This is a genomic window from Maritalea sp. (assembly GCF_051251695.1).
In the GTDB taxonomy this organism is placed as follows: Bacteria; Pseudomonadota; Alphaproteobacteria; order Rhizobiales; family Devosiaceae; genus Maritalea.
Window position 1 is genome coordinate 47,706 of sequence record NZ_JBPOEU010000003.1, and the last position, 22,221, is coordinate 69,926.

The window sequence follows — 22,221 nt, forward strand, 5'->3', positions numbered from 1 at the left end:
AGATAGCAAAGGGTAGAGCTTGCGCACAGCAATTGTTTAGTCGTATTTATACCCTATGGATGCAATTGAAACTTTAGCACAACAGGGTGCCAGCACCCAGCCTGACCAGTTTTCTCTGGCAGAAATGCCTGTGCCTTTAGTGCTTGCAGAACACCGCATCATCAAACAATGCAACATCGAGTTCGCCTCGATATTTGGCTATACGGCTGATGAATTGCACAATACCAGCTTTCACCTGTTATATCCCAAATTTGCAGACTTCGTACGTACCGGCGAGATGTGGAAATCAAATTTTGCTGGCGGGCTAACCTATTATGATGAGCGGGTTATGCGGCGTGCTGACCAGACAGAGTTTTGGTGCAACGTGCGGGGTCGATCGATGAAACCGACTGATCCTTTTGCCAAGGCTATTTATTGTTTTGAACCGATCAATAGAGCCGTTCGCCCGACCGTCGAAACACTGACAGACAGGCAAAAGCAAGTGCTCACGCTCGTGGCGCAAGGTAAAACCAATGCACAAATCGCCAGTGAAATTGGACTATCCAAACGCACAATAGAAGCGCATCGCGCCCGCACCATGAAATCTATCGGGGTCAAAAATGCCGCCGAACTGGTCGCTTGGTTTTCATCTGAAAATGAGGTTGGGTGATCTGTAGCGTGAAGCTTGCCTTAGTCGGCTCGCCTTACATTAACCCGTTTCATCAACTGGTTGGCTGATTTGTGAGCGGATCCATTTGGTGAACTCTACCACCCCGGCTTTTTCAGCCTTGTCGTCTGGTATCGCTAAAAAATAGGCATCTTCGGTTTGCAATGCGCGTGGGTCGACAACGGCCAAACGTCCAAGTTCAATTTGTGTTTCAATCAGATATTGAGGCAGCAACCCAACGCCCAACCCGGCGACACATGCTTCAATCACCATCGAAAACTGATCAAATCGATGCCCGCGAAATGGTTCATCATTTTCAATGTGCTGTTGCTCAAACCAGTCGCGCCAAGCCGTTGGTCTTGACTGTAAATGCAGCAAGGGAACGTTTGGCAAATCATTGGCGCTATTGACGTTCATATCGGCCATCAGGGCAGGTGCGGCGACGGGCAGCATAAACTCATCACATAGCGGCTGACATGAAGCGCCAGCCCAAATAGGGCGGCCAAAATGGATCGCCACATCAAAAAACTGCTCTTGCAGCGAAAATGGTGACCACCGGCTTTCAAGATTGACCGCAAGCTTTGGGTTGTTCTGCAAGAATTGCGGTAGCCGTGGGGCCAACCAGTGCGACCCGAACGTTGGCAGCGTCGCAACCGACAAGGTCGCATCCGCTTTGGCCGAGGCCATGGTGCGGTAAACAAGCCCTTCGGTCTGCTCAATCAAATATTTCGCGTCCACCAAAAACCGCGCACCAGCCTCAGTCAGCACAACCCGTTTGCGGATACGTTCGAAAAGCGTAACCCCTAATTGCAATTCCAAATCGCGAATTTGCCTTGAAATCGCACTCTGCGTCAGGTTCATTTCTTCCGCTGCGCGGGTGAAATTAAGATGACGCGCAGCGCACTCAAACGCACTTAAAGTGTTGATCGAAGGGAAATTGCGACGACTGGTATGCATAAGTTTTCCTCATCAAGTAATGAAAAATCATTGCTTCTTCAGGGCTTTTCATTGCTTTATCATGAGTATTACGAATTTTAAAGGCCATCTCGCGCCAACTTGTTCTAAAGAACAATAGCCGCGTTTAGCCAATCCGTTTCAACCAAAGACTGCGTTTCGCCTCAATGGGCGAATTGCGAGATCACAAATTCTGGAGCCATCCATGAGCGTCAAAGACCAAACTAAAGACCTGTTGCAAAAACTTGGCGTTGATGTCGTAGCCCTTCAGGGCGGCGACTTGGCTGTCGTAAGCCCAACGACGGGCGAGACCATTGCCAACGTAAAACTTGCCTCTGCCGATCAGATTTCAAGTCAAATCGACAAGGCCCATGTCGCGTTTAAAGCGTGGCGCAATGTGCCAGCCCCTCGTCGTGGCGAACTTGTTCGCTTGCTTGGCGAAGAATTGCGGGCTCATAAAGATGAACTTGGCCGTTTGGTCAGCATCGAAGCGGGTAAAATCCCATCCGAAGGTTTGGGCGAAGTGCAAGAAATGATCGACATTTGCGATTTCGCAGTTGGTCTTTCTCGTCAGCTTTATGGCCTTACCATTGCGACCGAGCGTGCTGAACACCGCATGATGGAAAACTGGCACCCGCTAGGGGTTGTCGGCATTATTTCAGCCTTTAACTTTCCAGTGGCTGTTTGGTCTTGGAACGCCGCGCTAGCGCTTGTTTGCGGCAACGCGACCATTTGGAAACCATCAGAAAAAACACCTTTGACCGCCATGGCTTGCCAAGCGATCATGAATAAGGCACTCGCCAAATTCGGTGATGCACCTGAAGGATTGTCGACTATTTTTGTCGCGGATCGCGTTGGCGGCGAAGTGATGGTTGATCATGAAAAAATCGCCCTTGTTTCTGCAACAGGTTCAACCCGTATGGGCCGCGAAGTGGGCCCACGTTTGGCCAAACGCTTTGCACGGTCAATTCTTGAACTCGGCGGCAACAATGCGGGTATCGTTTGCCCATCTGCCGATTTGGACATGGCAGTTCGTGCCATTGCATTTGGCGCGATGGGCACTGCGGGTCAGCGTTGCACATCAACCCGTCGCTTGTTCGTGCATGAAAGCGTTTATGACAAGTTGGTCCCTCAGCTTAAAAAGGCATATGAAGGCGTTTCAATCGGCAACCCCTTGTCCTCAGACGCTTTGGTTGGTCCACTGATCGACAAAGATGCGGCCAATAATATGGAAAAAGCATTGTCTGCTGCAAAAGCGGCTGGCGGCAAAATTGTTGGTGGTGAACGCGTTGATGTGGAAAGCAATGAAAGCGCCTATTATTATCGCCCTGCAATTGTTGAAATGCCCGAACAGTCTGGCCCAATGTTTGAAGAAACATTCGCCCCCATTCTTTATGTGGTGAAATACACAGATTTGGATGACGCCATCGATATGCAAAACGCCGTTGGTGCGGGTCTTTCGTCCATGATTTTCACCTTGAATGTGCGTGAAGCAGAGCGGTTCCTTTCTGCATCTGGTTCAGATTGCGGCATTGCAAACGTCAATATCGGCACGTCAGGTGCAGAAATTGGTGGTGCATTCGGCGGGGAAAAAGAAACAGGTGGCGGACGCGAAAGTGGATCAGACGCGTGGAAAGCTTATATGCGCCGCGCAACCAACACGGTAAACTATGGCACTGAATTGCCATTGGCCCAGGGCGTAAGTTTCGATATTGACTAGTCACTGATCAAAAAACAAGAGCATTACAATATGACCGCCCAAACGATTTCGCCATCAAAATTTGTCCGTGCCAACCGGATTTCTGATATCTCGGTTTCAGAAATCATTAAAATCAGCACCCGAGCTAGGGAACTGAAGGCGCAAGGCAATCCGGTGATTATTTTGGGCGCTGGCGAGCCGGATTTTGACACGCCAGATCATGTTAAAGATGCCGCTCATAGAGCCATCGATGCGGGGCAAACCAAATATACCACGCTCGATGGAACGCTAGAAATGAAAGAAGCCGTGTGCCGAAAACTGGCGCGCGGCAACGGCCTCAAATTTGAGCCGAAAAACATTTCGGTCTCTGCCGGCGCGAAACAGGTGCTCTATAACGCCTTTATGGCGACCTTAAACGAGGGCGATGAGGTCATCATCCCAACCCCGTTCTGGACCACTTACGCAGATATCGTGCGGATTTGCGGCGGTGTGCCAGTGCTGGTGCAATGTCCGGGGGAGGCAGGGTTTAAACTGCAACCCGATCAGCTTGAAAACGCGATCACCGACAAAACCCGCTGGTTGCTGCTAAACTCTCCGTCGAACCCAACCGGCGCGGCATACAACTCAGATGAATTGCAAGCGCTTGCCGATGTACTGCTCACTCACCCCCATGTTTGGCTGATGAGCGATGATATTTACGAACACATCATTTATGATGATTTTCAGTTCGTCACCCCCGTGCAAGTCGAGCCACGCCTAAAAGACCGCGCGTTGGTTATCAATGGCGTTTCAAAATCCCACGCGATGACCGGTTGGCGTTTAGGGTTTGGTGCCGGGCCAGAGGAATTGATCCGCGCCATGGCTGTCATTCAAAGCCAAGCCACATCCTGCCCCTCTTCGATTTCCCAAGCCGCTGCCATTGAAGCGCTGGATGGCGATGAAGCATTTCTTGAAACCCGCCGCTTGTCGTTTCAAGAACGCCGCGATTTGGTTGTGGCAGGCTTAAACGCCATTGAAGGCGTTCAATGCCGCACCCCAGAAGGCGCGTTTTACACCTTCTCCTCATGCGAAGGCATGATCGGCAAAACAGCACCAGATGGATCAAAAATTGAGAGCGACAGCGATTTTTGTCGCTATATCCTAGAAAGCGCCCATGTCGCGATTGTGCCGGGCTCAGCGTTTGGCTTGTCGCCTTATTTCCGGATTTCTTATGCGGCGGCAAAAGCTGAGTTGGAAGAAGCGGTGGGACGGATACAGAAGGCTTGTGTTGAGCTGAAATAATTCCACGGCGTCATTCCAGCGCAAGCAGGGAACTAGGCCAGAGCAAACGGCAACTATTTTTATTGCGGAAGTTCCTGCCGCCACCCCGGGCCAAATCCGGGTAGCTGTCTTTTTTGTGTTGGTCGGTTTGGATGTCGTTCTCTTGCAATGCGTAACCCATATGGTACGTTCTGCGTTTTTTCAAGATAAGGGGTATTGGTCATATGGCGAAGCAAACCGGGAACGCGCATCAGCTAGACAACCTTCTAATCGATGCTGAATACCCTGAATTGCCGGGATTTTCGCGAAATAAGGTGCGCGATACCTATCAGTTGCCTGACCGCCGACGCCTATTGATAGCAACCGATCGTCAATCAGCGTTTGATGTGGTTTTGGCGGCTGTGCCCTACAAAGGCCAAGTGCTGACGCAAATTGCCCGCTACTGGTTTGATGAAACCAAAGACATTTGTCCTAACCACGTGATTTCTTATCCGGACCCGAACGTCGTTATGGCCAAAGACCTCGACATGTTGCCGATCGAAATTGTGGTCCGATCATATCTTACAGGCTCTACCAACACCAGCATTTGGCCAATGTATGAGCGCGGCGAGAGAATGATATATGGCCATAAATTTCCAGACGGCTTGAAGAAAAACCAGAAATTGTCCAAATCGATAATTACCCCGACAACTAAACCCCCTCAGGGAGGGCACGACGCGCCGATCACAGAATTTGAGATCCTTGAAACCCAACTTGTCACGACGGAACAATGGCATGAGATTAAGGAAAAAAGCCTGGCCCTTTTTGCCCGTGGACAAGAGTTAGCGGCCACGAAGGGACTTATCTTGGTCGACACAAAATATGAATTCGGCCTTGATGAAAATGGCGTTGTAGTTGTTGCAGATGAAATTCATACGCCGGACTCTAGTCGCTTTTGGATCGCCGAAACCTATCAGCGAAGCTTTGAGGCTGGCGAGGAACCGAACAGTTTGGATAAGGAGTTTTTGCGCTTGTGGGTTGTTAGCCAATGCGACCCCTACAATGATCCAATTCCAGTAATTCCCGACGACACCTTGCGTGAGTTCAGCAACAAATATGTCGCATTGTACGAACAACTGACCGGTTTGAAATTCGAAATACCGGAGACATCGATACCCGTGCGTGAACGTGTCCGCAGCGCTCTGGCCCTAGAACTTTCTGAATATTTCTAAGCGTGGCGTTTTCGCGTGTGAAGCACCTAGTCTCTCACAGAGGGTAGCTTTAACCAATTCGGCATCGCCGAACGGCACCGCATCATGGTTCCTCGGGTCAAGCCCGAGGATGACGACCGGGAAGTCGAAACGTTTGATCCAAAATTATTTCCCTCCCCCTAGTGGGGAGGGATTAAGGGTGGGGGGCTCTTTGGATGTTAGATGAACATAAATGAAGTGCATTGCGGCTGCATCCTTCGACAAGCTCAGGATGAGGGCTGGGAATGTGGTGCGGGATTTGGGCGTCAATTGACGGTGTAAAAGAAAGAACAGACCCCGGATCAAGTCCGGGGCGGCAGATAGGGAAGGTTGTCGTTCCCACGGGACATCCCGGACAACTAGGTGGCGTTCGCGATGCACCGACCAAATCCCGACATGGCTATTGCAGCAATTGAGGCGGGTTGGTCTGTCGTTCATCCTTGGGCAGAATAACGGGTGGGAAGGCTTTGTGATGATTTCAACGCAACACGAATGATGAATATGATTCGAGGCCCACTCAACGCTTGCAACACCTCCCCCCACCTCATGGTGAGTCTGTCGAACCATGAATGGAGTGCATTGCGGTTCCCTCCTTCGACAGGTTCAGGATGAGGGCGTGCTTGGTGAGCTGTCCGATTTGTCTCCTCTTGTCATATTCTGGGTCGACCCCAGTATTTATGGGCCTCTAACTATGAGTCATATGGGTCTATGACGCGCTGAGGTCATTCCCGTCGGGCCCATCAGGTCGGGCCTGAGTGTGACGCTGAGAGCAGTGTCTGTGCTTCGGCCTCTACCCCTGTTGGGGGCGTGCATGGTGAGCGAGACTTACACAAGGCAATGAGGTTACTCGCCATATTTGCGGGACTCTATTTTACTGAGCCGGAACTTAGTTGTTGTGTATACACGCCGCCACAATCCACAACTGTCACCCCAGATTTAGTCTGGGGTTCAGGCGAGATTATCCACGCGAAAGCCGTATGTTTGATTTGCTTCTGACTGGATCCCCGCCTGCGCGGGGATGACGGCCGTAGGTGGCGGCGGAGTTTGGTACAATTTATGTTCGATCCCGGCTCGAGGCCGGGAATGCCAAAAGGGTCAGAACCCCGATAACCATTGGCCACCCCGCACTTGATGCTGGGTCTAAATAGCGTTTGCATCACTCCCGCCTCATGGTGAGCCTGTCGAACCATGAATGAAGTGCAGTGCGGCTGCATCCTTCGACAAGCTCAGGATGAGGGCGGGGAGTGTAGCGCGGGATTTGGGCGTCAATTGGCGGTGTAAAAGAAAGAACAGACACCGGATCAAGTCCGGGACGGCCGAGAGGGGAGGTTGTCGTTCCCACGGGACATCCCGGACAACTAGGTGGCGTTCGCGATGCACCGACCAAATCCCGACATGGCCATTGCGGAAATTGACGCGGGTTGGTCTGTCGTTCATCCTTGGGCAGAATAACGGGTGGGAAGGCTTTGGGATGATCTTCACGCCAAAGACAAATGACGGTCTTGAAGTCGTCATTCAACTCGTAAAAAGTTCATACAAATTCGTATCGGGGCGGGATAATTGCAAGTAGGTGCAATGCTGCAGAAAAAATGTATCATCATAAAACCTAGCGAATAGCCACTATAGCTCAAGAGCAAGAGCACCGAGAAAGAAAAACACATGACCAAGTCCGCACCGATCATAGCCGCGAAACATCCTGCCAAAGTCGATTTGGAGAAGGGTAAGGACTATTATTGGTGTCGGTGCGGAATGTCCAAAAGCCAGCCGTTTTGCGACGGCTCTCATGCTGGTTCCGGTGTGACACCACTGAAGTTTACCGCTGATAGCACGGGCAGCGCGGCGCTGTGCCAGTGTAAGGCTACGGGGTCAGGCCCTTTTTGCGACGGCACGCACGCCAGTCTGGGTGACCTGAACGTAGGTGACCCGTCACCAGAACCCAAATCTGACGTTCCGACCGCGACCCCGACGCCGGAAGAGCCAACGGTGGCCCGCATCCACGCGCTCGCCAAGGATGGACTATCGAAGTTGGGTCATCACGGTGAAATGGGCGCGATGGGCGTGCCGCGCAAAGACCTACCGCATTGGGACGACATCCAGATACTTCCCGCGCAAATGGCCCGTAAACCGCAGCTCGATGATGTGCCCGTGGCAACGAATGTCACGATTGGCCCGCGTGCCGCCAAGCCATTGCAGCTGGATATACCGCTTTTTGTCTCCGACATGAGCTATGGGGCATTATCAGAAGAGGCCAAGACGGCCTTATCGCGTGGTGCGCAGATGGCGGGGACCGGTATTTGCTCGGGTGAGGGTGGCATGTTGCCCGAAGAGCAAGCAGAAAATCAGCGGTACTTTTACGAATTGGCATCTGCGCGGTTTGGCTGGGACCTTGATCTTGTGTCGCGCGTGCAAGCGTTCCACTTCAAAGGTGGCCAAGGCGCGAAAACCGGCACGGGTGGGCATTTGCCTGGCGACAAAGTACAGGGCAAAATCGCTAAAGTGCGGGGATTGGAACCGGGGCAATCCGCGATTTCTCCGTCAACCTTCCCTGATCTTGAAACACCAGCGGATTTCAAACACCTCGCCGATCAGGTTCGCGAGCGTTCGGGCGGTATTCCCATTGGGTTTAAATTGTCCGCCAATCACATCGAAGACGATATTGATTTCGCCCTTGAGGCGAGTGCTGACTATATCATCCTTGACGGTCGTGGCGGCGGCACAGGTGCGGCCCCATTGATCTTTCGCGACCATATTTCTATTCCAACCATTCCGGCGCTTGCCCGCGCTCGTGCCCATTTAGATGCCAAGACAGGTCGCGAAGTGACACTTGTCATAACAGGTGGTTTACGTGTGGCTGAAGACTTCGTGAAAGCTATGGCTCTTGGCGCAGATGCTGTTGCTTTGAGCAACTCGGCAATGCAAGCCGTCGGCTGTATCGCTGCGCGCATGTGCAACACGAACAACTGCCCGGTAGGCGTCGCGACCCAGAAGCCCGAGCTTCGCAAGCGCCTTGATGTGCAGGTGGGTGCAGAACGTCTGTCACGATATTTTGGGGCCAGTGTGGAACTTATGCAAGTACTGGCACGGGCGTGCGGCCACGCGGCCCTAAGCGATTTGAACGAACGTGACATTACAACGTGGAAACGAGAAATGGCCGACCTCAGCGGTGTGCGCTTCGCTGGACTAAAAGGATGAACCAGCATCCCACCTCATGGTGATCCTGTCGAACCATGAATGACGTGCATTGTGGCTTTATCCTTCGAAAAGCTCAGGATGAGGGCGGGGAGTGTGGCGCGGGATTTGGGCGTCAATTAGCGGTGTAAAAAGAAGAATTGACCCCGGATCAAGTCCGGGGAGGCCGGGAGGGAAGGTTGTCGTTCCCACGGGACATACCGCACAACTATGTGGCGTTCGCGACGCGCACGTTGCGTCCCTGACATTGCCATTGCGACAATCGTCGCTGGTTGGGCTGCCGTCTATCCTTGGGCAGAGTAATGGGCGATATCTGGTTGGGGCTGTAACCGTTTTGGGCGGCTACGGCCCTCCACCTTCCTCATGGTGAGCCTGTCGAACCATGAATGCGGTGCATAAACTTTCATTCTTCGAAAAGTTCAGGATGAAGGAGGGAGCGTTGACTTCGCGCCAAAACTATTTCCCTCCCCCTCGTGGGGAGGGATTAAGGGTGGAGGGATCAAGCCTATCGAATAATTTGCGGTTTATATTTGATCTTCTGGCGCTGGTTCTCGGGCAGGTGCCTGTTGAGCCGTTTGTTGATGGCGCCATAGATGGAAATCACCAAGAGCGTGAGCAGCACGAAATAGAACCCCAAAATCGGATAAGGTACAAACGGGTTGAACGTTTTGTCAGCAAAGTAGCTGGCATAATAAAGCGCGTCGCCGCGTTGTTGCCAAGCTGGGAACCCGGAGAAATACACCAAAGTTGTGGCATGGAACAAAAAGATCGCTTCGTTGGTATAAGCGGGCCAAGCGAGGCGCAGCATGGTGGGCCAAATAATGCGCTTAAAGCGTGGCCAACCCGTCATGCCGTAAGCATCCGCTGCTTCCACATCGCCTTTTGGAATTGATTTCAGCGCTCCATAAAAAATCTCGCCTGAATAGGCGGCAGTGTTGAGGAACAACACAATCGTTGCGCCCAACCAGGCCTTTGTTAGCCATCGGGTTTCAGGCGTGATTTCAATAAAGCCAAGATTGATGTCAATGCCCACCTTTGGCAACAACACAAATGTTTCATAGGCTAGGAAAAACTGAATGAACAAGGGTGAACCGCGAAACAAAAAGACAAACCACTCGGCTGGTTTGCGTATCCAATAATGTTTGGAGTTTTTGCCAACCGCGACCAAAGTCGCGAGGAGGAACCCGGTACAAAGAGCGATCAACCCGAAATAGATGTTCCAGATCATCCCTGAGCCAATAAGGGTAAAGTGTTCGCAAAGCGTGAAATCGGTTTTTGGCAACAAACGCTTGCCTATGCCGATTGAGCGCAGGCCGTAATCGGTGATGGTTTGAAAACAACTCATGCTGCGGCCTTTCTCTGCTCTTCGCCGCCCATGGTGGCTTGTCCACGACTTAGTCGTGCCATCAGTTTCACCAAAACAATTTCGCTTATTTTTGTGAGCGCAAGGTAGAACACCAAAAGCCCAAGGAAATAGAACAGCCGCCAATCACTGTGGGGGTAGGCATAAACTTGGGTTTTGAACCCACCCAGTTCGCGCGCCCAATAAACGATATCTTCAACCCCCAGCAGAAACAGCAATGGGGTCGCTTTGATCAATATCATCCAAAGATTGGAAAGACCGGGCAGCGCATAGACCCACATTTGGGGCACAAGAATGCGCCAAAATGTTTGTCGACGGCTCATCCCGTAAGCTTCCGCGGTCTCTAACTGGCCGCGCGGAACAGCGCGCATGCCACCATATAAAACATTTGCTGCAAACGCGCCAAACACAATGGCAAACGTGAGAACAGCAAGTGAAAATCCGTAAAGTTCATGCATCCACTCAGGGGAAGATGATTGGGGAAGTTTTGCGATTGAGCATACAACAAAGTCGTTGCCCTGGCGCACAGGCTCGGTCCAGTCCGAGCATAAGATTTTGTGGCGCGCATATTCGAACATTTGATCGAGCGCGATCACGAAAAATAGGAAAAAGGCAATATCTGGAATGCCACGCACAATGGCAGTGTAGGCTTTACCAAACCAGCGGATCGGCGCGATTGTTGAACGGGCAGCGGTGGCACCGCCAAACCCAAACAAAAGAGCGATTGGGGCGGTAATGGCCAATAAGATCAAAACTGTGCCGAACGACGAGTAGAATGCCATGTGCTTGCCCGTTGTTAAATAACAAGCGAGCCACTGGGTGCCTTCTAATAATCTTGGTTCGACGCAATAGGAAAACATGTTGATGTGCTTTGCAAAAAAGCGGCGGAACGCCAAAGTGACATTCCGCCGACAATTGTTTAGTTCAGATTAAAACACTAGGGCGTCGTCACCGAACCATTTTTTGATCATAGTGTTCAATGTGCCATCAGCTTTCATTGTGCCAATCGCTGCATCAAACTTGTCGCGCAATTCATTGTCTGACTCGCGAACACCCATGCCTACACCGCCGCCAAGTGGCACTGGCTCGCCAACAACAACCAATGCGCCGCCAGATTCAGCAACGATTGGTGCCATGTAGTCAAGATCAGCAAAAGCTGCATCAGCTTCACCATTTTTCACAGCTGCAACGGCTTCGTCAGCTGTCGCAAATTCAACCAATGTCGCGCCAGACGCAGCAACGTGACCAGATTGGATGGTCGATGTTTGTGCCGCAACAATTGCAGTTGTTGGGTCGATATCAGCTGATGCCGCCACATAAAGTGAAGGTGATGGAGGTGTGTAGTTTTGCGTGAAGTCGATAACTTCATCACGTTCTGCGGTGATCGACATACCAGCAATGATTGTGTCGTAGTTGCCAGTGGTCAAGTTCGGGATAATTGAATCCCACTCATTGGTCACCCAAACACATTCTAGTTCAGCACGTTTGCAAAGCTCATCGCCAAGCTCACGTTCAAAACCGTCAACTTCACCAGCTTCGTTGATGAAGTTATATGGAGGATATGCACCCTCTGTGCCCAAGCGAATTGTATCCGCCATTGCAAAGTTTGCGCTCAATGCCAATGCGGCAACTGAAATCAAGATTTTTTTCATTTTGGTCTCCCTGTTAATTATTTAAATTTGGTATTGGTTCCCTTGATGCCTAGTCTGGTGTTCCGGCACTTAGGAATTGTTGTAAACGTTTGGTTTTTGGATTGCCGAATAATTCTTTGGGCGGTCCCTGCTCTTCAATTTTGCCAAGATGCAAAAACACCACATTATCTGAAACATCAGCGGCCAGCCGCATGTCGTGGGTTACCAGCAACATGGTGCGACCCTCTTTGGCCAAATCTTTGATCACCCTCACCACCTCTTGCTCCAATTCAGGGTCAAGCGCGGATGTGGGTTCGTCAAACAACAAGGCTTCCGGCTCCATCGCCAAGGCCCGCGCAATCGCGGCGCGCTGCTGTTGGCCACCAGATAGTTGAGCGGGGTAAGCATCGCATTTGTCGCCAATGCCCACCTTGTCGAGCAACATGCGGGCGCGTTCTTCAACCACATCGGGTGCTTGTTTTAAAACAGTCAGCGGCGCTTCCATGACATTTTGTAAAATGGACATGTGCGACCAAAGATTGAACTGTTGGAACACCATGGAAAGGTTGGTGCGAATAGCAATGACTTGGTCTTTGTCTGCGGGATTGCGGTTGTGGCCTTCCCCGCGCCATTTGACCGGATGCCCATCAAATAAAATTTCACCCTGCTGGCTGTCTTCCAAAAGGTTCGCACACCGCAGTAAGGTTGATTTGCCGGAACCAGAAGACCCAATCAGACTGACGACATCGCCTTTGTTGGCGACCAAATCCACGCCTTTTAGCACTTCAAGCGCACCGTAACTCTTGTGCAGATTACGTATTTCAATGACAGGAGTTTGGTTATTCGACATATTTACTTTCTTTACTCATCGGCCAAAGAGTAGGCATATATTTGTGCCTTTGCAAAGACTTAACGCATCCCAGCAACGAAAAAATGCCAATAATGGGGGAATTTAGCCTAGCGAAAACGCAATTGGCATAGAACCGCCCGGTGCGCAACATCATTTGCGACACCAAAGCGGACATAGAAGCCCAAGTTGGGTAACCAGAATGCGTCATCTTCCTCCCGTTAAGTGCTTCGCTTTGTTGAGTGTGCAAAGTCACCATGACCTTATATCCTCCAATATAAGATCCAGCTATTCCCTGATAGCTGATGCAATGCCAAACGAATTCGACATTGCAAAAATTGATTATGAAGGCAGAGCAATCTCATGAATAGTCATAAAATTGCTCAAAAATGACCCATCATTTCGCATTTTGTTCAATCCATATGAACAAAATGTAACATTCAGTTTGGTTCGCTGTTAAGCGGCTTTTGGGGCCAACGCTTGGGCTTCAAAAGGTTTTCCCAAATAAAGGGCGCCAAATCGGTTGGCCAAGAACTCATCCAAATCGATCTGTTCTTGAGCCACAAAACCGTTCTGTGGCAAGCGCCCTTGTCGCATCAAATCCATCGCCGCTGTAACCCCAGCTGCTGTGGTGATTTGAATTGCACTCCAATTGCGACCTGCAACATCCATAGCCGTTGAAACATTGACGAAAGAGCGTTCTTCAAACTGCCCGTCAATCATGCCTGTTGCGGTGCAGAACACAGTGACTTGGTCTTGGCGCGTGCGCGGCAAGCCGTTTTCAAAAATCTCGCACATCAAATCTTGGCGCTTGTTGAGCTTTAGATCGTTGAGCAAAATGTTCAAAACGTCGCGGTGGCCCGGATAGCGGATCGAACGATAAGAGACATTTTGTGCGCGACCAGCAAGTGTATCGCACAACGTGCCTAAGCCACCTGACGTGTTGAACGCTTCATAGTCGACACCGTCTAGAGAGAAGTTCTCCAAGTTTTCGAGCGGTGCAACTTCTTTGAGTTTTCCATCAACCAGTGCTTCGCAAGGGTTGCAATACTCGTTGACCAACCCTTCGGTTGACCATGTGAGATTGTATTTAAGCGCATTTGTTGGGTAACGCGGAAGGGCGCCAACACGCATGGAAAGGTCCTCAATACTGTCGAACTGCTTGGCCAAATGATAGCCCGCAATGCCCACGAAGCCCGGTGCCAAGCCACATTGTGGCATGAAGGCTGATTTGGCGTCTTTGGCCAGTTCCATCACGAATTTTGTCGATTTAACGTCTTCGGTGAGGTCGAAATAGTGTGCGCCAGACTTTTTCGCGGCTGTCGCGATGGCTGGGGTTAGGAAATATGGCGCGGCGCTCAAAACGGCGTTTTTGCCATCCAGTGCTTGCAAAAGCTCTGCTTCGCTGGTGACGTCAACTTTACGTGTGGCGATGCCAAGCGCTGCAACTTCCGCCAGCATTTTTTCATCGGCATCTGCAATGGTGACATTAAATTCTGCAGCATTTTGCAAAATGACCGCAACCATACGGCCGATTTTACCGCCACCAACAACCAAAACTTCCCAATTCATAATTCGCCCTTAAACTTGAAATTTATGTTGGCGGAATAGTGCCTGAGGGCATTGTCGGAAAATAGCGACATAAAAGTAGAAAAATCGTCATTATGACGAAATATGAAGAGCAATGCCGATGAAATGACGAGTGATGAATCTAAAAGATGACTTAAGCAATTTCCATTGCTTACATTTTGGTCCATATAGGGTTCGTCAGATTGTCGGTATGCTGACAGATCGTTTTGGGGAAAAACATGCTTGAAAGACCATTGCGGGATGATTTGGACCGCGAGCTTGTGGCGCTGCTAAAGGCAAATGCCCGCGCCAAAACGTCAGAAATTGCGAAGAAATTAGGCATTGCCCGTACGACAGTGCATGAGCGCATTACCCGACTTGAACGTATTGGATATGTGACCGGTTATACGGTTCGCCTTGCCCAAGACCCCGGCAAGCAAATGGTGGAAGCCTTTGTGTTGATCGAAGTGCTGCAGCAACAAAATAAGCAAATCAATGAAAAGCTCGCGAGCTTCCCTGAGGTGAAACTGAGCTTGGCAATCAGTGGTGAATTTGATTTATTGGTGTCGGTTGAAGCGCCGCAGCTTGAAGATATTGACGCGGTGATCGACGAAATCGCGCTGATCCCCGGCGTACGCCGCACGCAGACCTCACTGGTTCTGGGGCGGAAACTGGATCGGCGCTGACTATTTCCCAAAATCCACAATATAGCCTTCGTCAAAGAAATACTCTTCCAAATTATTACCCGCACCACCTCGATCTACCACAACAAAATCGCTCACTTCGCCCAAAGTTGTCAGCACCCCGTGCCAGATATTTTGACCAATATTGATCCCTTGTCCGGGCTTGGTCAGAAACGCTTTTGGTCGCTGTGGCAAACCATCTTTATCTGGGGCGACAACAACCAAAAACGGGCGTTTTGACATCGGAATGAAAGCTTGCGACCCCAGTGGATGGCGCTCGACCATTTTAAGATGCAACGGCAAATCATAAGGCTTGCCGCGAAATATATTTACGAGAGGTCGGGCTTCTTCGCCGTCCAATTCCACCGTCGCTAGGTCGTTAAACCGCGTACACATGCCATTATTGATCTGAAAGTTCTCAGCATCGGCAAGGTCGATGACTTCACCAAATGGTTCAAATGCTTCTGCCGTTAAGGGCAATATGTCAATGCGATCCAAATCTTGGATATCCATATCTACCGTCCAATATGAAGTTTGGGATGACGATTGACGTCTTTATAGAGCAAATAGCGGAATTTGCCCGGCCCACCTGCATAGCAAGCTTGCGGACAAAAGGCGCGCAGCCACATGAAATCGCCCGCTTCAACCTCAACCCAATCACTATTAAGTTTATAAACGGCCTTGCCCTCAAGTACGTAAAGTCCATGTTCCATCACATGGGTTTCTTCAAACGGGATTACGCCGCCCGGCTCGAACGTGACGATGTTGACATGCATGTCGTGGCGTAAATCATCGGGTTGGACAAAGCGGGTCGTGGCCCAGGCCCCGTTCGTATCCGGCATTGGGTTTTCAGGCGTCAGTTTTTCGTTGGTCACAAATGCATCTGGCTGGTCGATACCGTCGACAGGTTCATATTGTTTGCGGATCCAATGAAATTTTACAGGATGATCTGTTTTATTGTGGGCTGACCAATCAGCCGAAGGGGGGATATAAGCATAGCCGCCCTCTGCCATGCGATGATGTTGGCCATCCAATTCAATGTCCAATTCCCCCTCAACCACAAACAGCACCGCTTGGGCTTTTGGGTCCGGCTCGGGCCGGTTTGATCCGCCACCGGGCGCAACTTCAACGATATATTGGGCAAATGTTTCAGCAAATCCCGACAATGGGCGGGCGATAATCCAAGCGCGTGTTTGGGTCCAGTGCGGCAAATAAGAGGTCACAATGTCACCCATCACGCCCTTGGGAATGACCGCATAGGCATCAGTGAAAATGGCACGCCCCGTCATCAGTTGGGTTTGAGGCGGCAACCCACCGGCTGGTGCATAATAGTTGCGATGTGGCATATTCACTCCTAATCCAACAATTCTTTAAGCCGCAAAAGCGCAATGCGCTCCACCTGCTTGCAGGCTGTCGTAAATTCAACGTCACGCTCATTGTGAATGCGCTGTTCAAACTGTGCAAGAATTCGATCTTTGCCTAATCCCTTCACCGCGATGATGAAGGGAAATCCGTGTTTTGTAACGTAAGCCGTATTTAATTCACTAAAGCGGGCACGCTCGTCGTCTGTTAGGGCGTCTAACCCGGCTGACGCTTGCTCTGCGGTTGATTCTTTTGTCAGCCGTTTTGCGGCGGCCAGTTTGCCAGCTAAATCAGGGTGCGCGTTTAACACGCCTAGCTGCTCGTCTTCGCTGGCTTTTCTGAACTCGGCTGCAAGCAAAGAATGCACGCCGATTGCGCTGTCATGGGCTGCGCCCATCTCGCGCTCATATGCCCGTTCTGCGATCCAGGGGGAATGTTCGAAAATGCCGCCAAATTGTTCAACAAATTTTGGTTTCGTCAGCGTTGAGGGGCGGTTTTGTTGTTTTTCGAACGGGTGCTGTTTTGCCCAATGTTCGGCGACCTCGATCCGCTTGGCGATCCAAACATCATCATGGCTTTGAACATATTCGATGAAACGTTTTAACGCCGCAATGCGCCCTGGGCGCCCCACCAGCCGGCAGTGCAAACCGATATTGAGCATTTTCGCCTGACCCGTTTCGCCCTCTGCGTAAAGCGTATCAAAACTGTCTTTTAGGTAACAATAAAATTGGTCACCTGAATTAAAGCCCTGAACGGCGGCAAAACGCATATCGTTTGTATCAAGCGTATAAGGAATGATCAGCTGTGGCTTGTCTGCGCCCTCATACCAATAGGGTAGATCATCTGCATAACTGTCCGACACATAGGCGAATTCGCCGATCTGCGCAGCAAGATCAACGGTGTTTGACGAACAACGGCCCGTGTACCAACCTTTTGGTGTCTCGCCTGTTACTTCATAATGCAACTGGATGGCGCGGCGCATATGCGCCTCTTCTTCATCACGGGTGAAATCTTTATATTCAATCCATTTCAGACCGTGGGAGGCGATTTCCCAACCTGCATCTTGCATGGCGGCGACTTGCTCAGGTGATCGCGCTAGGGCTGTCGCCACACCGTAAACGGTAAGTGGGACATCCAGCTCTGTGAACAGGCGATGGAGCCGCCAGAATCCGGCACGCGATCCATATTCATAGATGCTTTCCATGTTCCAATGGCGCTGGCTTGGCCATTGTTGTGCGCCAACTATTTCAGACAGAAACGCTTCAGATGCAGCATCGCCATGCAGCACGCAGTTTTCGCCGCCTTCTTCGTAATTCAGAACAAACTGCACCGCAATTTTGGCACTATTGGGCCAACTTGCCTTTGGCGGATTTGCGCCATACCCAACCATATCCCGGTCATATCGAATTGATTTTGTCACTTCTGTTCGTCCGTAATTTTCAGTTTCAGGAATTTTGAGTCAAACTGGAATGTGTTTGCTAAGATGAAGCGCGCATTTGATTTGGTCAATCGCGCAATAGATGGTTGAGCATATTACAAATCCTAATTTTTGACCATTTGTTAAAATTTCTTGACTTCAAGCCCAAATTTGAAGGAAAAAGAAAGAGCAAGGGGGAGTTCATGACCAACAAAGACGGCAGTGGTAAACTGACGACCCACGTTTTGGATACAGCACGTGGCTGCCCTGCATCTGGGCTTAAAATCGAACTATTTGACCTTGAAACGGGCGACACAGCGCCTTTGGTAACCGCAATGACCAATGAAGACGGTAGATGCGATGGACCAATGCGCGACGCAAGCAATTTGCGCAAAGGCCGCTATGAATTGCGGTTTTACGTCAACGACTATTTCACAGCGCACAATGTGACGCTGGAAAGCGGTCAATTTCTTGATGTAGTGCCAATTCAGTTTGTCGTTTCAGATGAAACCTCACATTATCATGTACCACTTTTGGTCTCGCCTTATGGCTTTTCCACCTATCGCGGGAGCTAGGACTTGACGACGCGCCAGCAGCTAAAATTTTTGCTCAATGACCAAATGCTTGAACTTGAAAATGTTCCAGCGACCCAAACGCTTCTCGATTATCTTCGTTTGGAGCGCACCTTAACTGGCACCAAAGAAGGGTGTGCGGAAGGCGACTGCGGCGCGTGTACCGTGCTTGTTGGCCGGATGGATAATGGTCGCGTGAAATATGAGAGCGTGAACTCATGTATTCGGTTCGTCGCTTCGCTAGACGGGTGTCACATCGTGACGATTGAACACCTAAAGGGCAAAGACGGCGAGTTGCACCCTATCCAACAAGCAATGGTTACTCATCATGGTTCCCAGTGTGGATTTTGCACGCCGGGATTTGTGATGTCGCTTTACGCCATGTGGATGAACGAGATTGAGCCGGATGTAGCGCTGGTGGAGCGATACTTGCAGGGCAATCTTTGTCGATGCACGGGCTATGCCCCCATCGTAAAAGCCGCGCTGGATATAACGGCAAATGGTAAGCTGGAAGATGATTTCTTAATTGCAGAGCGCGAAAGTATTTTGGCGCAGCTCAGCCAAATTCAAGACGATATGATCGTCGAGATTTCTGACGGAAATGAACAGTTTTTTGCCCCAGCAACGCGGGACCAATTCGCAACAATTTATGCAGCAAACCCTGAGGCAACGATTGTTGCAGGGTCGACCGATGTTGGGCTTTGGGTCACCAAGCAGATGCGCGATATTTCTCCAGTAATCTTTGCTTCGCGGTTGCGGGATTTCCGAAATATTGAAGTTAGCGACAATTCAATCAAAGTCGATGGCGGTGCAAGCTATTCAGACCTGCTGGAAACTATTGATGAGTATTTGCCCGAACTGTCTCAATTCTGGCGTCGTATTGGCGGCGAACAAGTGCGCAATATGGGCACCGTCGGCGGCAACATGGCCAATGGCTCGCCAATTGGCGATACGCCGCCTCCGCTAATTGCCCTAGGCGCGACACTGACGTTGCGCAAAGGCGATGAGCGCCGCACGATTGATTTAGAGAAATTCTTTGTCGACTATGGGAAACAAGATCGCGAAAAAGGCGAGTTTGTTGAAACCATTGAAATTCCGCTGCCTGCGGAAGACCAAATCTTTGCTGCCTATAAGATATCTAAGCGGCGCGATGAAGATATTTCAGCGGTTTGCGCAGCGATCAGCGCAACAATTGATGACGGGCGCATAAAAGACATTCGCATCGCATTTGGTGGCATGGCCGCAACGCCCAAACGAGCGAGCGCAGTGGAAAACGCCCTTATTGGCGCACCATGGTCAGAGCGATCTATTATGGATGCAAAGCAGTTGTTTGCTAACGACTATAAGCCTCTTTCAGACTGGCGCGCATCTGCGGATTATCGCCTTTCTGTGGCACAAAATCTGTTGGAACGGTTTTACCTCGAACATGCAGATGAGAACTCATTTAGTCTGGATGATCTGGCGCGTGCTGCGACATTGGAGGCGGTACTATGAGCGAGACCATTAAAGGCGGCGTCCACCAATCTGTTGCACATGAATCAGCACACAAACATGTTTCCGGTCAGGCTGAATATCTTGATGATATGGCCGAACCGGCAGGCACATTGCATGCCTATTTAGGCCTGTCCACATGTGCGCATGGTAACATCACATCAATTGATTTGGACGCTGTTCGCGCTGCGGATGGCGTTGTTGATGTTCTTACAGAACATGACATTCCCGACACAAATGATGTCAGCCCAACAGGGTTGGATGACGAGCCGGTATTTGCCAAGGGCATGGTGCATTTTTATGGCCAGCCGATTTTTGCTGTTATTGCGAAAACCCGTGAGCAGGCGCGTCGTGCCGCGCACAAAGCCGACATTAAATATGACGTCTTTGATGCGCATTTAGATGTGAAATCTGCAGAAGCGGCAGGGGGGGAAATGGTCACCAAGCCGCTCAAATTAAAACGTGGCGACCCTAAACCCGCGCTTGAAAAAGCACCTATGCGCATTCAGGGCGAAATGGAAATCGGTGGCCAAGATCACTTCTATCTTGAAGGTCATATCGCGATGGCTATTCCGGGTGAAGATGATGAGGTGACTATTTTTTCCTCAACCCAACACCCAACCGAAATTCAGCATATGGTCGGCCATGTGCTGGGCGTGCCGTCCAATGCCGTCACCGTAAATGTTCGTCGCATGGGCGGTGGATTTGGCGGTAAAGAAACCCAAGGCAGCCTTTTCGCGGCGGTGGCGGCGCTGGCGGCCAAAAAACACAACCGCGCTGTTAAAATCCGGCCTGACCGGGACGATGATATGATCGCAACCGGCAAGCGGCACGATTTTGTGGCGAGCTATGATGTCGGGTTTGACGAGCAGGGCAAAATTCTCGCGGTAGACGCAGACTTCGCCGCTCGTTGTGGGTTCTCTGCTGACCTGTCTGGCCCGGTAACGGACCGAGCGTTGTTCCACGTTGATAATTGCTATTACATTCCAGACGTTGAATTACGGTCCAAACCGCTAAAAACCAACACCGTGTCCAACACCGCATTTCGTGGTTTTGGTGGGCCGCAAGGGATGATTGGTGGCGAACGCATCATCGAAGAAATTGCCTACACGCTGGGTAAAGACCCGCTTGAAATTCGCCGTACCAATTTTTACGGGCAGGAGGGCGAGAACCTAACGCCTTATCATCAAGTGGTTGATGACAGCATTATCGAGCGGGTTGTTGATGAGCTGGAGGAAAGTTCAGACTATCAAGAACGCCGTAAAGCCGTTCTAGAGTTCAACAAATCCAACCGCATCCTAAAACGCGGTATTTCACTGACTCCGGTTAAGTTTGGCATCTCTTTCACGGCCACTTGGTACAACCAAGCTGGGGCGTTGGTGCATGTTTATAGTGACGGCTCGATCCAACTCAACCATGGCGGCACGGAGATGGGGCAAGGCCTTTACACCAAAGTGGCCCAAGTGGTCGCGGATGAGTTTCAGATCGATCTGTCGCGCATAAAAGTATCCGCGACGCGCACCGACAAAGTGCCCAATACCTCTGCCACTGCCGCCTCATCAGGCACTGACCTAAACGGGATGGCTGCCGCAAACGCAGCGCAGCAAATCAAACAGCGTTTGGTGGATTTCGCCGCTGAAAAATATGAAGTTTCCGCAGACGAAGTGAGTTTTAACAACAATCATGTTGTGGTTGGTGAAAACCGCATCGCTTTTGATGATTTTGTTAAAGACGCCTATATGAACCGGGTGCAACTCTCCGCTGCCGGGTTTTACAAAACACCAGAAATCCATTGGAACCGCGATGAAGGCAAGGGCAAACCGTTTTACTATTTTGCCTATGGCGCAGCAGTTTCAGAAGTGGTGATCGACACCCTAACCGGCGAGTATTTCGTTGAGCGCGTTGATATATTACACGACGTCGGACGTTCGATAAACGAGGCCATTGATAAAGGCCAAGTTGAAGGCGCTTTTGTGCAAGGCATGGGCTGGCTCACCACCGAAGAACTCTGGTGGTCAAAAGAGGGGCAGCTAAAAACCCACGCACCGTCGACATATAAAATTCCGCTGGCGTCTGACCGACCACGCCAATTCAACGTCAATTTGGTCAATTGGTCAGAAAATAAAGCCCGCACCATCCGCCGATCCAAGGCCGTCGGTGAACCGCCCTTTATGTTGGCAATAAGTGTGCTTGAAGCGCTATCGATGGCGGTCGCATCTGTCGCTGAATACAAGACGTGCCCAAGGCTTGACGCGCCAGCAACGCCGGAACGCGTTTTGATGGCTGTGCAGCGGCTCAAAGGGGCATAG

18 protein-coding genes are annotated in these 22,221 nt (G+C 50.7%); 9 read left to right on the forward strand and 9 right to left on the reverse strand.

Annotation, left to right across the window (positions count from 1 at the left end):
• Positions 1–55 precede the first annotated feature (55 nt).
• Positions 56–649 (forward strand): LuxR C-terminal-related transcriptional regulator, encoded by a 594-nt coding sequence (locus ACSHWX_RS02135; protein WP_435666532.1) that lies wholly within the window; start codon positions 56–58, stop codon positions 647–649.
• A 39-nt stretch (positions 650–688) separates the two neighbouring features.
• Here ACSHWX_RS02135 and ACSHWX_RS02140 read toward each other — a convergent pair whose 3' ends face one another.
• A complete protein-coding gene (locus ACSHWX_RS02140) occupies positions 689–1,603 on the reverse strand; it encodes a LysR family transcriptional regulator (RefSeq protein WP_435666533.1) in 915 nt (304 codons plus the stop codon).
• A gap of 202 nt (positions 1,604–1,805) precedes the next feature.
• On the opposite strand from ACSHWX_RS02140, the gene amaB reads away from it, so the two are divergent.
• The 4 genes from amaB to ACSHWX_RS02160 all read left to right on the forward strand — a co-directional run bounded on the left by amaB (position 1,806) and on the right by ACSHWX_RS02160 (position 8,980).
• Entirely contained in the window at positions 1,806–3,320 is a 1,515-nt protein-coding gene (amaB, locus tag ACSHWX_RS02145) for an L-piperidine-6-carboxylate dehydrogenase (RefSeq protein ID WP_435666534.1), read from the forward strand.
• A gap of 30 nt (positions 3,321–3,350) precedes the next feature.
• On the forward strand, positions 3,351–4,580 hold the full coding sequence (locus ACSHWX_RS02150) for a pyridoxal phosphate-dependent aminotransferase (protein WP_435666535.1): 1,230 nt from the start codon (positions 3,351–3,353) through the stop codon (positions 4,578–4,580).
• Between the two features lie 203 nt (positions 4,581–4,783).
• Positions 4,784–5,770, forward strand: coding sequence for a phosphoribosylaminoimidazolesuccinocarboxamide synthase (locus ACSHWX_RS02155; protein ID WP_435666536.1), 987 nt, complete (start codon positions 4,784–4,786; stop codon positions 5,768–5,770).
• 1,677 nt (positions 5,771–7,447) lie between these two features.
• A complete protein-coding gene (locus tag ACSHWX_RS02160; RefSeq protein WP_435666537.1) occupies positions 7,448–8,980 on the forward strand; it encodes a glutamate synthase-related protein in 1,533 nt (510 codons plus the stop codon).
• A 502-nt stretch (positions 8,981–9,482) separates the two neighbouring features.
• Here the strand turns inward: ACSHWX_RS02160 and ACSHWX_RS02165 are convergent.
• The 5 genes from ACSHWX_RS02165 to ACSHWX_RS02185 all read right to left on the reverse strand — a co-directional run bounded on the left by ACSHWX_RS02165 (position 9,483) and on the right by ACSHWX_RS02185 (position 14,390).
• On the reverse strand, positions 9,483–10,322 hold the full coding sequence (locus tag ACSHWX_RS02165) for an ABC transporter permease (RefSeq protein ID WP_435666538.1): 840 nt from the start codon (positions 10,320–10,322) through the stop codon (positions 9,483–9,485).
• On the reverse strand, positions 10,319–11,122 hold the full coding sequence (locus ACSHWX_RS02170; protein WP_435666539.1) for an ABC transporter permease: 804 nt from the start codon (positions 11,120–11,122) through the stop codon (positions 10,319–10,321). The genes ACSHWX_RS02165 and ACSHWX_RS02170 overlap by 4 nt, the downstream gene beginning before the upstream one ends.
• Positions 11,123–11,269: 147 nt before the next feature.
• A complete protein-coding gene (locus ACSHWX_RS02175) occupies positions 11,270–11,992 on the reverse strand; it encodes a transporter substrate-binding domain-containing protein (RefSeq protein WP_435666540.1) in 723 nt (240 codons plus the stop codon).
• A 49-nt stretch (positions 11,993–12,041) separates the two neighbouring features.
• Positions 12,042–12,821 (reverse strand): ABC transporter ATP-binding protein, encoded by a 780-nt coding sequence (locus ACSHWX_RS02180; RefSeq protein WP_435666541.1) that lies wholly within the window; start codon positions 12,819–12,821, stop codon positions 12,042–12,044.
• Between the two features lie 453 nt (positions 12,822–13,274).
• Positions 13,275–14,390 carry a saccharopine dehydrogenase family protein gene (locus ACSHWX_RS02185; RefSeq protein ID WP_435666542.1) on the reverse strand — a complete coding sequence of 372 codons (1,116 nt, stop codon included), beginning with the start codon at positions 14,388–14,390 and terminating at the stop codon, positions 13,275–13,277.
• Positions 14,391–14,626: 236 nt separating this feature from the next.
• On the opposite strand from ACSHWX_RS02185, the gene ACSHWX_RS02190 reads away from it, so the two are divergent.
• A complete protein-coding gene (locus tag ACSHWX_RS02190) occupies positions 14,627–15,073 on the forward strand; it encodes an Lrp/AsnC family transcriptional regulator (RefSeq protein WP_435666543.1) in 447 nt (148 codons plus the stop codon).
• Here ACSHWX_RS02190 and ACSHWX_RS02195 read toward each other — a convergent pair whose 3' ends face one another.
• The 3 genes from ACSHWX_RS02195 to puuE are packed head-to-tail and all read right to left on the reverse strand — an operon-like array spanning position 15,074 to position 17,840.
• Positions 15,074–15,583: an ureidoglycolate lyase gene (locus tag ACSHWX_RS02195; RefSeq protein WP_435666544.1), complete on the reverse strand. Its 510-nt coding sequence runs from the start codon at positions 15,581–15,583 to the stop codon at positions 15,074–15,076. It lies immediately after the preceding gene.
• A 2-nt stretch (positions 15,584–15,585) separates the two neighbouring features.
• The gene (locus tag ACSHWX_RS02200) at positions 15,586–16,416 is read right to left on the reverse strand and encodes a bifunctional allantoicase/(S)-ureidoglycine aminohydrolase (protein WP_435666545.1); all 831 of its coding nucleotides are present in this window, start codon (positions 16,414–16,416) and stop codon (positions 15,586–15,588) included.
• Positions 16,417–16,424: 8 nt separating this feature from the next.
• Complete coding sequence (gene puuE / locus ACSHWX_RS02205; RefSeq protein ID WP_435666636.1) at positions 16,425–17,840, reverse strand: allantoinase PuuE; 1,416 nt, start codon at positions 17,838–17,840, stop codon at positions 16,425–16,427.
• A gap of 212 nt (positions 17,841–18,052) precedes the next feature.
• On the opposite strand from puuE, the gene uraH reads away from it, so the two are divergent.
• Genes uraH through xdhB form a run of 3 tightly spaced genes read left to right on the forward strand, consistent with a single transcriptional unit; the run spans position 18,053 to position 22,221 of the window.
• Positions 18,053–18,424, forward strand: coding sequence for a hydroxyisourate hydrolase (gene uraH, locus ACSHWX_RS02210; RefSeq protein WP_435666546.1), 372 nt, complete (start codon positions 18,053–18,055; stop codon positions 18,422–18,424).
• A gap of 3 nt (positions 18,425–18,427) precedes the next feature.
• The gene (gene xdhA / locus ACSHWX_RS02215) at positions 18,428–19,915 is read left to right on the forward strand and encodes a xanthine dehydrogenase small subunit (protein ID WP_435666547.1); all 1,488 of its coding nucleotides are present in this window, start codon (positions 18,428–18,430) and stop codon (positions 19,913–19,915) included.
• Complete coding sequence (gene xdhB, locus ACSHWX_RS02220) at positions 19,912–22,221, forward strand: xanthine dehydrogenase molybdopterin binding subunit (RefSeq protein ID WP_435666548.1); 2,310 nt, start codon at positions 19,912–19,914, stop codon at positions 22,219–22,221. Before xdhA ends, xdhB begins: the two co-directional genes overlap by 4 nt.

Coding starts and splice junctions, on each gene's coding strand:
- xdhB (WP_435666548.1), top strand. CDS start 19,912: ATGAGCGAGACCATTAAAGGCGGCGTCCACCAATCTGTTGCACATGAA.
- ACSHWX_RS02165 (WP_435666538.1), bottom strand. CDS start 10,322: ATGAGTTGTTTTCAAACCATCACCGATTACGGCCTGCGCTCAATCGGC.
- ACSHWX_RS02185 (WP_435666542.1), bottom strand. CDS start 14,390: ATGAATTGGGAAGTTTTGGTTGTTGGTGGCGGTAAAATCGGCCGTATG.
- ACSHWX_RS02160 (WP_435666537.1), top strand. CDS start 7,448: ATGACCAAGTCCGCACCGATCATAGCCGCGAAACATCCTGCCAAAGTC.
- ACSHWX_RS02170 (WP_435666539.1), bottom strand. CDS start 11,122: ATGGCATTCTACTCGTCGTTCGGCACAGTTTTGATCTTATTGGCCATT.
- ACSHWX_RS02155 (WP_435666536.1), top strand. CDS start 4,784: ATGGCGAAGCAAACCGGGAACGCGCATCAGCTAGACAACCTTCTAATC.
- ACSHWX_RS02195 (WP_435666544.1), bottom strand. CDS start 15,583: ATGGATATCCAAGATTTGGATCGCATTGACATATTGCCCTTAACGGCA.
- amaB (WP_435666534.1), top strand. CDS start 1,806: ATGAGCGTCAAAGACCAAACTAAAGACCTGTTGCAAAAACTTGGCGTT.
- ACSHWX_RS02190 (WP_435666543.1), top strand. CDS start 14,627: ATGCTTGAAAGACCATTGCGGGATGATTTGGACCGCGAGCTTGTGGCG.
- ACSHWX_RS02135 (WP_435666532.1), top strand. CDS start 56: ATGGATGCAATTGAAACTTTAGCACAACAGGGTGCCAGCACCCAGCCT.
- ACSHWX_RS02140 (WP_435666533.1), bottom strand. CDS start 1,603: ATGCATACCAGTCGTCGCAATTTCCCTTCGATCAACACTTTAAGTGCG.
- ACSHWX_RS02180 (WP_435666541.1), bottom strand. CDS start 12,821: ATGTCGAATAACCAAACTCCTGTCATTGAAATACGTAATCTGCACAAG.
- ACSHWX_RS02200 (WP_435666545.1), bottom strand. CDS start 16,416: ATGCCACATCGCAACTATTATGCACCAGCCGGTGGGTTGCCGCCTCAA.
- uraH (WP_435666546.1), top strand. CDS start 18,053: ATGACCAACAAAGACGGCAGTGGTAAACTGACGACCCACGTTTTGGAT.
- ACSHWX_RS02175 (WP_435666540.1), bottom strand. CDS start 11,992: ATGAAAAAAATCTTGATTTCAGTTGCCGCATTGGCATTGAGCGCAAAC.
- ACSHWX_RS02150 (WP_435666535.1), top strand. CDS start 3,351: ATGACCGCCCAAACGATTTCGCCATCAAAATTTGTCCGTGCCAACCGG.